The 12,340-nt window shown below is 42.6% G+C and carries 10 protein-coding genes; 5 read left to right on the top strand and 5 right to left on the bottom strand.

The features are described 5' to 3' along the window. Positions 1–5 precede the first annotated feature (5 nt). From CLV32_RS23440 to CLV32_RS19620, 3 genes are all read left to right on the top strand, one after another. Entirely contained in the window at positions 6–1,964 is a 1,959-nt protein-coding gene (locus CLV32_RS23440; protein WP_133558656.1) for a sigma 54-interacting response regulator, read from the top strand. Positions 1,965–2,207: 243 nt separating this feature from the next. Further along, positions 2,208–3,047 carry an alpha/beta hydrolase gene (locus CLV32_RS19625; protein WP_133558655.1) on the top strand — a complete coding sequence of 280 codons (840 nt, stop codon included), beginning with the start codon at positions 2,208–2,210 and terminating at the stop codon, positions 3,045–3,047. 65 nt (positions 3,048–3,112) lie between these two features. Further along, positions 3,113–4,039 carry a LysR family transcriptional regulator gene (locus CLV32_RS19620; protein WP_133558654.1) on the top strand — a complete coding sequence of 309 codons (927 nt, stop codon included), beginning with the start codon at positions 3,113–3,115 and terminating at the stop codon, positions 4,037–4,039. Positions 4,040–4,044: 5 nt separating this feature from the next. Here CLV32_RS19620 and CLV32_RS19615 read toward each other — a convergent pair whose 3' ends face one another. The 5 genes from CLV32_RS19615 to CLV32_RS19595 form a co-directional block, all read right to left on the bottom strand. After that, positions 4,045–5,208 (bottom strand): MFS transporter, encoded by a 1,164-nt coding sequence (locus CLV32_RS19615; protein WP_133558653.1) that lies wholly within the window; start codon positions 5,206–5,208, stop codon positions 4,045–4,047. Between the two features lie 57 nt (positions 5,209–5,265). Continuing rightward, positions 5,266–5,952, bottom strand: coding sequence for a response regulator transcription factor (locus CLV32_RS19610; RefSeq protein ID WP_133558652.1), 687 nt, complete (start codon positions 5,950–5,952; stop codon positions 5,266–5,268). Beyond that, positions 5,924–7,297: a sensor histidine kinase gene (locus CLV32_RS19605; RefSeq protein ID WP_133558651.1), complete on the bottom strand. Its 1,374-nt coding sequence runs from the start codon at positions 7,295–7,297 to the stop codon at positions 5,924–5,926. Before CLV32_RS19605 ends, CLV32_RS19610 begins: the two co-directional genes overlap by 29 nt. A gap of 89 nt (positions 7,298–7,386) precedes the next feature. Continuing rightward, positions 7,387–7,974 (bottom strand): TlpA family protein disulfide reductase, encoded by a 588-nt coding sequence (locus tag CLV32_RS19600; RefSeq protein ID WP_133558650.1) that lies wholly within the window; start codon positions 7,972–7,974, stop codon positions 7,387–7,389. 77 nt (positions 7,975–8,051) lie between these two features. Beyond that, positions 8,052–9,074, bottom strand: coding sequence for a proline iminopeptidase-family hydrolase (locus tag CLV32_RS19595; protein ID WP_133558649.1), 1,023 nt, complete (start codon positions 9,072–9,074; stop codon positions 8,052–8,054). 389 nt (positions 9,075–9,463) lie between these two features. On the opposite strand from CLV32_RS19595, the gene CLV32_RS19590 reads away from it, so the two are divergent. Further along, complete coding sequence (locus CLV32_RS19590) at positions 9,464–10,270, top strand: alpha/beta fold hydrolase (protein WP_133558648.1); 807 nt, start codon at positions 9,464–9,466, stop codon at positions 10,268–10,270. Between the two features lie 568 nt (positions 10,271–10,838). Continuing rightward, a complete protein-coding gene (locus CLV32_RS19585; RefSeq protein WP_133558647.1) occupies positions 10,839–12,080 on the top strand; it encodes a hypothetical protein in 1,242 nt (413 codons plus the stop codon). The last annotated feature ends 260 nt before the right edge of the window (positions 12,081–12,340 follow it).

The raw sequence follows: 12,340 nt of genomic DNA, 5'->3' as shown, positions 1-12,340 counted from the left end.
AGAATATGGATAAAAGGATACTGATCGTTGAAGATGAATTTGTAGTAGCTAACGCGTTACGCTTAACTCTAGAGCAGGCAAACTATACTGTTACCGGTATTGCTTCCTCAGCGGAAGAAGCTGAAAAACAACTGCAGCAGGAACAGCCGGATTTTGTGTTGCTGGATATTCATTTGAACGGAAAACGGTCTGGTATTGACCTTGCCAAAAAACTCAACGACAAAAATGTCGCTTTTATTTACCTATCTGCAAATTCCAACCAGACTGTACTTGAAGAAGCAAAAGCAACGGATCCTTATGGGTTTCTTGTTAAGCCATTCAGGGAGAAAGATCTGTTAATCGCACTTGATATCGCCCTATACCGGCAAAAGACTGCTGCGGACTCCAGATTACAGCAGGAGTTGCTTTTGCAAAAACACTTAGCAGACATCAGTAATGAAAAATCTGATGCCAGACATAAGCTGTTAAGGTTGGCACAGGCGATAAGGGTATTTATACCATTTGACCTCATAGTTTCCGGCAGTCGTCCTGAAAATGCCGGGCAGTTCACCGATTCCGGATATTTACGTATTGGGTATGACGAATACCAGTACATTGGTGAAAACGAAATCATGACCATTGCAGGTCTGAGCAGCAACAAACTTTCCGAAATACTCACAGCAAGTTTTCCTGCGGTGGGCAGCGCGGATTTGGAAGGGATAGCTGACGACCTGACGCCTTTCAGCCCGCTCCAGAAAACCTGGATCAGATGCTTTAATATCAACTCGTCTCTGATGTTCTCGTTGGTTACTACCAGCGGGTTAAGCGTAAATTATTGTTTTCATAGCAAGGAACGCTGTGTTTACACGCAAAAACATGTAGCTGTTTTGAAGCTTTTCAAGAGTTGCCTGATCAAGGTTACCGACAAGATGATGTTGCCCGAACCGGGATCGTCATCAAATGATGCGATAACTAATGATGATGGCAAAGAGAACCAAAACGAATTTAAAGGGATCATCGGAAAACACCCCTTGTTACTAGCTGCATTAGATTTTGCCACTCAGGTAGCACCTTACAATACGTCTGTGCTGATACTTGGTGAAAGTGGAACCGGAAAAGAAAAAGTTGCTCAGGCCATTCATAACCTGTCATCGAGAAAAAAAGGGCCATTCATCGAAGTAAACTGTGGTGCTATACCACCCACGCTGATAGAATCAGAATTATTTGGCCATGAAAAGGGCGCATTTACCGGAGCTACCGAAAAAAGAAAGGGCCGCTTTGAACAAGCAGAAGGTGGGACCATCTTTCTAGATGAAATAGGTGAGTTACCATTAGCTATGCAGGTTAAATTATTGAGGGTATTACAGGAAAGAAAAATCAATTACGTTGGCAGCAATAGCTCAAAAAAAGTGGACGTCCGGATCGTTGCCGCTACCAATCGCAATTTAGAAAAAGAAGTGTCCGATGGTAATTTCAGGCTTGATCTCTATTATCGGCTAAATGTATTTCCTATTACCCTGCCCCCATTACGGGACAGGAAAAGTGATATCCTGGAACTGGCCAGCTTTTTTGCACACCGGTTTTGCAGTGATTTCCATAAAAAGTTCAGTGGTATTTCCGCTTCGATGATCGACGCCATGCTCGCTTACCAATGGCCAGGCAATATTCGTGAACTGGAGAACGTACTTGAACGTTCAGTTATCCTCCACAGCGGGGATGCTGAATTACAATTAAAGCAGCACCTTATCGGTGTTACCACAGAAACGTCCAGCAATACCGGAACAGGAACACTTGATGATATTAAACATCAACAGCGGCAAACGGAAAAAGCCTATATCATTTCTATTCTCAAAAAAACAGAAGGAAAGATTCGCGGGAATAGCGGAGCTGCGAACTTGCTCAACCTTAAGCCCACGACCCTGGAATCCAGGATAGCTAAATTAGGTATTAGAAGAGAAGACTATTCCGGGTCGACTGGAAACTAAGCGACATCCAGTATTCCGCAGCTCATCATGGCAATCTACAGGCCTTTCCCGGGCATCATGTGACTCCAATTTTCTCAGAGGATACACCGCATTACCTCCGAAAAAATCGGAGGTAATCCATAAAATTTCTCTATAAGTATTTCTTAGTTATTTGATATACATTGATTATCAGTGCTTTGTATAAATTAAAAATAAGGGTGTGGATTTTTGAGCTTGTGGCACATGTTTGACTATGCTATAGTTATGGGAACGAAAAATCAACCAAAAACAGCCACATTCATCAATCATAAACGGCAGCAGATCTTTTACCGGAATTGGATGCCTGAGGCTAAGCCAAAAGGTATTATCGTTATTATTCATGGATTAAATTCCCACGGTGGATATTATCAGGATTTCGCAGCCCAGCTTCTGGATAATGGATTTGAATGTTATGTGATGGACCTTGCCGGCCGCGGACGTTCGGAGGGAGAACGATACTATATCGCGGATTATCATGATGTGATTGCAGACATTGATTTACTTATGGATATCGCCAGATCAGCATGTCCGACTGTCCCGATATTTTTATTTGGCCACAGCGCGGGCGGCGTTTTCGCATCAGCTTATGCCGTGCAAAACCAGTCTAATCTGCGGGGACTTATCTCTGAAAGCTTTGCCTTTCAAATTCCTGCGCCCGCTTTTGCGCTTGCGACAATTAAGTTCCTAGCGGGTATTATACCGCATACGCGCTTGGTTAAACTGAATAATGAAGATTTTTCACGTGATAAATCGATTGTATTTAAAATGAACAGCGATCCGCTGTTGGCAAACGAAAAGCAACCAGCCAAAACTATGCAGCAACTTTTATTTGCCGCTGCGTACTTGAAAAGAGAAATGCCGGCAATTAAGCTTCCCATCCTGCTTTTACATGGCACGGCGGATAAGGCAACAAAGCCTGCCGGAAGCCAGTATTTTTTGGACCATGCGGGTTCAGTTGACAAACAGCTTAATTTATATGAAGGGCATTATCATGACCTGTTGAATGATAAGTATAATGGCATCATCATCAGGGATATCCTGCTTTGGCTGAAAGAGCGGGTGTAAATCGAGTTCGAACCATGCATATACAACCAACCAAATACTATTTATAACACTTAAAAGCTACAACGATGATCAATTTAGAATGGTTCAGAACCTTTAAAGTAATTTATGAAGCAGGAACCCTTTCTGCAGCAGCGCAGGCATTATTTATTTCCCAACCCGGTGTTAGTCTGCATTTAAGTTCGCTGGAGTCTTATGCCGGTCACAGGCTTTTCGACCGTGATACCAGGAAAATGATAGCAACCGAACGGGGGACTATGCTATATAACATTATCATTGACCACATGAACAAGCTGGAAGAGGCAGAACACAATCTTCACCGGAAATCCAAAGCAGAAAAACCAACAGTTAGCGTAGGCATGTCTACCGGGATCTTTCAGTATATGCTTGAAGCTCATATAGCCGAACTACCCTTTAATCTGGTTACCAGATTTGGCGCTTATCCTCAAATGCTTCAGGAACTTACCAATGGCACTTTAGACCTGATCCTGACACCCCAGAAAGGTACACAGCATAACCTGGACTACAAACCTTTCACGCAAGAGCGGATCGTCCTGATCTGTGGTAACCAGACGGAGACTACAGCGTTTGATGCGCTGCTCCTGAAAGATGACCGCGCGGCTCTGAAAACATGGCTTTCCGCTCAGAATTTTTATACTACAGCATCCGATATGGAACATCTAAACCGTTTCTGGACTGCCAGTTTTGATACGTTGCCAAGCTTCAGGCCTAAATATGTTTTACCTTCTCTCGGTTCTATTCTGCGTTGTTTGTCTAATGGCAAAGGTTTTGCGGTTGTGCCCGACTTCCTATGTTGCAACGAAATCGCAGGCAATGCCGTGAAAGTAGCCTGGGAAGGGAATCCTCCTATTGAGAATACGCTATACTTCGGAAAACGCAAGCATTCAGCATATCCGGAGGAAATAAAGTATCTGGAGGAGATCATTGCCCGAAACTGGCCTAAATGCCCCGGACAGTTATTGCCGCAGGATTGACATTTCTAAGAGCTTACACTCCACACCCGGCGGGAGATGTAAGCCAGTATTGCCACCAATATTGCCAAAAAAGCCATTGCTGCAGTTAAATTAAAGCTGAGCAATGCGAACAGGATCAATGGACCGCTGCCATAACCTGCAAAAAGAAGTCCGGAACCTTTAGCCAACGGCCCTATTGGCGATAAGCCTGCCCGGGGTATTTGAAGGATGCCGATAAATAAGGGTTGACTACATCCAAACCCTAACGACATAATGCCCAATAAGCATTCTGCTAACCACAATGGCAGATTTCCCATTAATACCAGAAGACCGGCAATTGTTAGTCCGAGCGCAGCATAAAGAATAGTAATTACTTTTTTATCTAGTTGGTAACGGAACATCAATATCGCAACTATGAACCCAGGAAGGCCGAAAATAAACAGATCGGTAGCGATATGAAATTCATCTAAACCATATTGGGCAGTAAAATAGTAAGTGATCCAGACAAAGACACCGGAATGAAACACCCCTGTTAAATATACGAAACCGTAAGTGTATCTTCTTTTCCAATCTGAAGCCGGTCTTGAGATCGGCTTAATTTCTAATAGCACCAGGCCTGCCTGCCGGCCCCATCTGTCTTTGAGAAAATAACTTAAAGAAAGCGTTGCAGCCAGCATCCCAATACTTAGGAAAAGGTTTCGCCAGCCGATCAGGCCATTCAACCATCCGCCTATACTCGGCCCGAAAGTCATACCCGTTGCCAATGCAAAAATAATCAGCACCATAGCGTTAAGCGATCGTTTTCTTTCATGTGGACGTATGGCCAGGAGTAATGCCGACGGCAGCATGGCTCCCGTGCCAAGTCCTGTCAGCGCTCTGATCATCAGAAATACAACTGCGGATGTAGTAAAACTAAGGACACAGGTACCTATGCACAATGCTGCCAATGAATATAGAAAGTGTTTGCGCAGGTCGGCATCAGGCTTTAATAACACCATTCCAGCCGCCGATATGGCGAAAGGGATTGCAAAAGCAGGTATTGCAAGATTAACCATAGAAGAACGGAAATCTTGAGCAAGGGTAGCCGATAACGGTGCAACCAGATAAGCCTGAAACATCAGTAGCATACAGGCTATGCCGGGAATTACATCAGGGCTTTGGGGGACTTGTTTTTTACGTTCATGTTGCATTCAACAAATTTCGATGACGAAAGGCCTGGTTGCATATCACATTTATGATAAGTGCTATTACATTTTTAGTGAGTACCCATACCCGCGAATATTTACGATTTCGACTGTAGTTTCGTCTTTAAAATGTTTACGAAGCCTGGTAATATAAACATCCATGCTTCGGGCATTAAAGGTATTATCGTCTCCCCAAAGCTTGATGAGCGCTAACCGCCGCTCGAGTAATTCATTTTTATGCTGAAAAAGCAAGAGTAGCAGGTCTGCTTCGCGCTGCGATAAAAAAACAGCTTTCGAACCCAGCAGGAGTTCCTGGTACTGGTGACGGAACCGATAATTGCCGATCAGCAGCTCCGGACTCGCAGCAGGTGCTGAACCTAGTGTTTTCCTCCGTACCAATCCTTTTAACCGTAAAATCAGTTCCTCCATGCTAAAGGGTTTTTTCATATAATCATCCGCCCCAATCTCCAGACCTTTTAGTACGTCCTGAGTTTGTGTTCGTGCACTTAAAATGATGATCGGAAGCTGGTCGTCAATCACCCTGATCTCTGTTACCAGGGTAAAACCGTCCTTACGTGGCATCATGATATCAATCACACAAACATCAGGTCTTACGGTCTTAAACATTGTCCAGCCCTCAACTCCATTGCTGGCAACGTGAACAATAAAGTCGCGCTTTTCAAGAGATTCTTTTACAATCCCTGCTAATACCGGCTCATCTTCAACCAGCAGCACATCTATTTTTTTCATATCTATTAAAAGTGAGTTTAAATGTCGTGCCCCGATCTAATTTACTGTATACACGAATGTTTCCATCCATTGCCGCAACTAACTGCCCCACATGAGCAAGCCCGATACCATAGCCCTTAACTTCATGGATATCTCCTGTAGACACCCGGTAAAACTTATCAAAAATGTGAGGCAATGCTGCAGCAGGTATCCCCTGTCCATGATCACGGACGGATAAATTCCAGCCCTTTGGCAGCTTTTCCGCTAAAATCACGAGCTGCGCTCCGCCGGGAGAATATTTGATCGCATTGTCAATAAGGTTGACCAGTATCGTACCGAGCATACAGCGATCGGTCATAATTTCCAGCGAAGTGTCCAGCTCTATGCGGATATTTAAATTTTCGATCATTGCGAAGCGTTCTGTTACTTTTTGAATAGCTTCAAATAGCAACACTTTTTCATATACCGGCTTAAGCTTGTGCGCTTCAGACCGGCCGAATTCCAGCATTCGTTCAATATCTGTATCCAGCGTCTCCAATACAGCGGCATTGATCTTTAGGTACCTGTTGAGCGTTTCCGGATTATCTGCCGCACCGAAACTTGCCAGTGCTTCATTCGACGACTTTAAAATGGTGACTGGTGTACGCAGTTCATGCGTAATGTTATTAATAAAATCAGATTTCATCGTATCCAGCATCATCTGCCGTTTAATAATTTTGCTCATGTAATAAAGGCTCCCTGCGGATAATAGCACCATCAAGGAAGATACCAGCGCCGGTAAAAAATTACTGGTCAACAGGTAATGCTGTCCATCAATCATTTCGGCATGGATGATAACCGGATCTTTATAAAAATTCACTACAGCAGCTACTTGTTCTTCTGAAATTATGCTTTGATTCCTGTCTGCATACAGCCGGAAACGTTTGTTTATACGATTATTTCTTAACTGCCTGTTAAAAATCGTCGTTAAGGTATCCAAATTGAGTGGGATGTGCTTTTGCTGAGACAACAACCTACCCACCAAAGCCATAACTTCAGGAAGGTGCTGCCTGTCTACGGCGACTGTAGCAAACTCTGCGCTAAAACGCCGTTTAGAATCCGGCGTATCTAATGCCAGGGAATCATTATCCGGTAACGTCCGCATGAAAAAAGTTAGGGTAGGATTTTTGTGCTTAAGTGAAGTGGGCAACTTATTCTGGGCCAGCTGGTATTCGTCAACACTTTTCCTGAGCGCGTAATTTGCCGACTGTAAAAAATTTTTCCTGCTGATGTTATAGTTAAAGTAAACCCAGTATAGTTGGCATAATATGATTCCACCGGCCGTAACCGAAGCAATCAAGAAAATAAATTGCAGTCTCTTTTTCACGCGTACGCAATAATGATAATGATCTTAAAGATAAGTTATTGATATGTAGCTAATGATGGTTAATAGTCGATAAAAAAGGCATAGTATCATTAGTCACCCATTGTTTTAGTGCGTTCTACCAAATTGATCAATTCTGCCGCATTTTCGTCTGCCGACTGTTTTGGATTGAAACCAATCAGCTCATATCGGATAATCCCTTTTTTGTCAATAATATATTTCGTAGGTATTCCCGGCATGCCATAGATCAGGTATTGTTTATTCTGCAACCCTGCTGGACCTGTCTCATCGATAAGGACATGGAATGGGTACTGTCGCTTTTTCATTTGTGCCTTTACAATTTTCAAAAAGTCGGCAGAGGTTTCACGCGTATCAATATATAAGAATACTACATTGTTATTGTCGGCAAAATATTTCTGAGCTTTTTCCATTGCCGGAAAGCTTTCCTGGCATGGCACACACCAGGTTGCCCAGAAGTCAAGCACAACAATTTTACCTTTAAAATCCGATAAGGAAACGATTTTACCGTCAAGATTTTTCAAATGGAACTCCGGCGCTGGCCGGTTTAATACAGGCACACTGTCTGCGGCTATGACCAGCGACTTGGCCTGAGCAAGCCCGGTAATTGAGAACAACAGGACAATGGTGTTAAATATAATTTTTTGTGATATAACGAACATGAATAAATGTTTAAATGATGATAGGATAAGTTTTTTTCCAAAGACCCGGCATCCACGCTTGCGCGGCCGCTTAGGATTTAGTCAGCTTTTTTGATGTCAGCCTTGAAAGTACCTTCATCAACTTCTTTTAAAAACCTGGTTAGGGTACTGAAATAGCGCAGCTGGTCATCATACATAGCCATATGACTTCCTTCAGGGCAAAGATAGGTATGGCTATTTGGCAGCAGACGCCCCTCTTTTCTCATGCTTTCAGGATTCATTTCATCATGAATACCACCCAATACCAATGCCGGAACCTTTACAAGAGGAAGCCTGGACCAGAAATCCCAGTTTTTAAAGTTGCCGGTAACGTGAAATTCGTCCACTCCCTGCATTTGCATGTAGATCTTCTGATTCGCTTTTTTAAATGCGCGCGTTAAAGGCTCCGGCCATTTGTTTATAGGCAGGCGGCAAATCACCTGTGTATAAAGCTTACCCATTAACAATTCCATGTATTGTGGTGTCGCATACGCTTTTTGCCGGTCCAGGGAATCATATAAAACCCGGTCACGAGCCGTAAAAAATTTGCTCTTCAGGATTTCCGAATAGGCTACGTAATCCCCGATACTGGCTGTCATATTTGAAAGTACAACACCTTTGACGTGCGACTGGTATTTATCGAGATATTCCATAGCTAGCATGCTGCCCCATGAATGTCCTACAATATAGAAATCATTCAATCCAAGCCCCTTGCGTACCTGTTCTACTTCTTCGACATAACGATGGATATTCCATAAAGACGTATCGGCAGGCGCATCTGAATTACCGCATCCTAACTGGTCGTAATAGTAGATCTCCATGCCCTCCTTCGGTAAATAATCTTCAAAGCATTCCATATAATCGTGTGAAAATCCCGGACCTCCATGTAAAAGCAATACTTTAATCTTTCCCGTTCCGACCTTTTTTGTCCAAACCTTATATTTACCGTCGATCGTTATAAGCCGGTTTCCACCAGTTTTGATACTGTCTACAGGCAAGTTACCCAATGCCTGGACATCAGGTTGCGGCTGCTTACAAGCAAGCAGGGCCGTCAAAGCGACCAATAAAAATTTTCGTTCCATAAATAAATTTTAAAAATCTAAAAATAGTCAACACTAAATTTTCCAGTGTTAAAAGGGAAAACCACAATGTTAACAGGCATTAACAATTCCCTGGCGGCTTTTTAATAGTTCAGGTGCAAATCCGGAGACCGGAAAAGAATCAAGACGCTAAGTAACTGAAAAACAGGACTTAGTTAACATCATAATTATAATGGCTGTTATTATCAGCATGATGGTTAAATGGCTCCTAAGCTGAGAGAAATCAAATACTTTCGTCAATGCTTTGTATGCTATCGTAAGGATAAACACCGGACCGACCGACAGGGAATTTTAAATAAAGATCTTCATAGAAACCTGCCTTTCAGTCTGGAACCGTACAAAGCTGATTACTTAACTTAAAATCAAAAATTATGAAAACCACAAATTCAAAATTAAAGATCAGCACCTTATCAGCATTTTTCCTATTGGTGCTGATTACCTTCACGGGATTCGCTCAACAAAATCCGGCATCCAAAGAAGGGGAAAAACCGACGGTTATTCTTGTTCACGGTGCTTTTGCCGATGGATCGTCCTGGAGTAAGGTTATCCCGATCCTTAAAAACCAGGGTTATCAGGTGATTGCCGTGCAAAATCCCCTTACTTCTTTAAACGATGATGTCGCGACCGTAGAGCGGGCCATTTCAGAAGTAAAGGGAAAAGTTATACTAGTAGGTCATTCCTGGGGAGGAGCAGTCATTACCCAAGCCGGGAACAATGACAAAGTGAAGGCCCTGGTCTATGTAGCAGCCTATGCACCGAGCGAGGGGCAAAGCATTGACAGTATCAGCAGGGAAGCCTATGTAGAAAGAAAGGTACCTAATGTGCCCGGATTTACCGACCCGGTAATAACTGACGGATATATTCAATTGAAGGAAGAAGCCATCGTTAAGTACTTTGCGCAGGACTTGCCTGTACAGGAAGCTAAAAACTTAGCTGCAGTGCAGGGCCGTTTCCATGTGAGTACGTTAACAGCAAAAATTACCATACCAGCGTGGAAAAATAAACCCAGCTTCTTTATCATAGCCGATAATGATCAGATTATATCACCGCAGGTTGAAGCTGAAATGGCCAAAAAGATTCATGCTACTACTTACCATATCCCCGCCAGTCACGTCGTGATGCTGTCCAAACCAGCAGAAGTAGCAAAAGTGATCGTCAAAGCAGCCGGTATTAAATAAATAGGGTAGATTTTATAATCAAAGTCCTTGCAGCCAGCATTCAGTATAAAAGCTTTTACTGCCAGATTTAAAATTCCTGCCTGATAAATCATTAAGTCGACGTTAAAGCGGCTTAATGATTTTTGGCGCAAAAACATATTCAAACTCCTGCATTTATGAAGGCTGCAGTCGCTCTACCCTAGGATAGAGCCCCTCATCATATCTCATGTTCACTAACCATCAATGACTTTTCCTCTTCGGATCCCCCTTCAGCGATGTGTTCTGGAAATTATTGATGTTGTTTTGCAAATATTGGACTCTGCGATTCCCGGATCCCCCCTTCAGCGACGTGTTCTGGAAATAATTGATGTTGTTTTGCAAATATTGGACTTTGCCATTCCCGGATCCCCCCTTCAGCGACGTGTTCTGGAAATAATTGATGTTGTTTGATGACATCCAAATCTTCCCTTCAAGATTTGAGGAAGAAAACAATATCAATTATTTCACCCTCACAGTCCTGTCCCCTTAACTTATTAGTTATATATTATAAAATATTTTCGTAAATTGCTACATACGAAACCATTACACCATGGCAACACTTAAAGACAACGCCCTCAGAATATCCCAAATGGGGATATTTTCTTTAATCCCAACAGTGATATTCCTGGCGGCTCTGGACGTTAACCCTATCAATCAATATCGGTTATTGAAATATGGACGCAGCACAACGGCAACCGTAACCGAAATGGAATTGCAGAAGTTAAATACTAACGATTCCTCAATTCCTACAACCTACTATTACACTTTCCACACACCTGATCACACGAAATATTCAGATGATAAGGTTGTATGGGGAACCGTTCCTGATGTATCCGAAAATGCAGAAGCACCATTCAAAGCGAAACTAATCTACCTGCCAAGCAACCCACACATCAGTAGCTTTAGCTACCGGGTACCCAAGAGCTTATTAGACCTGATTTCCCCCCCCGCCGCCTTTTTTATGATTCCATTTATCTCACTTTGTTTCTTTTGGCCTAAGAAGGGTGATGAACAGGATGTGGTAGCCTTATCATTTCCTGTCAATAAAGAACTTGCCCTCCTGATATCCCTGATCACATATGGAAACGAATTTTTTAGATCAGGTAAGTTACCAAAGCGGTATTTCCCGGATAACCTGGTTTTCCGGGGACTCAAAAATCTAAGATTTATTGGCTTAGGAGTTGGAGAAATTGATTTCGCGCCCAAATGGGTCATCGCAAAGGATCCCCAATCCTGGTTTGAACTCTTAAAAAAGGATGGTTGTGAGCGCCTGTCACTTAGTTTTGACACCGATGATCCACAAGATTACAATGTTTGGTTTATTGAAGCAATATATCCCTTTTTCACTGATATCTATGAGATGAAATACGGTAAACAACCAGAAATGCAGCGCATCCATAGTAGAGTAGTAAAACCGCGAATCAATTACAACCTGAACGAAGCTCATGAAGATTTCAAATCTGCAATTGTTGAAAACGCCTTCTATACCTCCAATGTCCCGGTATTACAAAAGTATGGAGAGACCTTCAACATCGCCTATAATTTCCTGATCGGCAATCTGGATACACCAGATAATCCCAGCATCATCCCTTCCACCCAGGAATACAGCAAAATAGCCCTACAAATAATTCATTCAGCATTAATCATTAATATTTATAGCGATGAAAATATTTATGAAATGGGGATTTTCACAGAATTCAGTGAAGCCAATGAATTTTATCAAGTGAACAACCTACTCCTAGAAAGCACAGAAAAAGCATTAGCCGCAGCCGTTAACTCGATCTACATTTAATTGCAGGCTACCATAATTGATGCATTTTGAAAACACCTAAATAACGAACTCTGCACCCTTCGGCTTCCCCTTCAGAGATGTGGTCTGGAAATAATTGACGTTGTTTGCAAATGCATATAACAAACCCTGCAACCTTCGGATCCCCCCTTCAGAGACGTGGTCTGGAAATAATTGATGTTGTTTGATGACATGCAAATCTTACCTTCAAGATTTGAGGAAGAAAACAATATCAATTATTTCACCTACACTGTCCTGTCCCC

This window comes from Pedobacter duraquae (genome assembly GCF_004362245.1).
GTDB lineage: Bacteria > Bacteroidota > Bacteroidia > Sphingobacteriales > Sphingobacteriaceae > Pedobacter > Pedobacter duraquae.
This window is presented reverse-complemented; position numbering and strand designations above follow the sequence as displayed.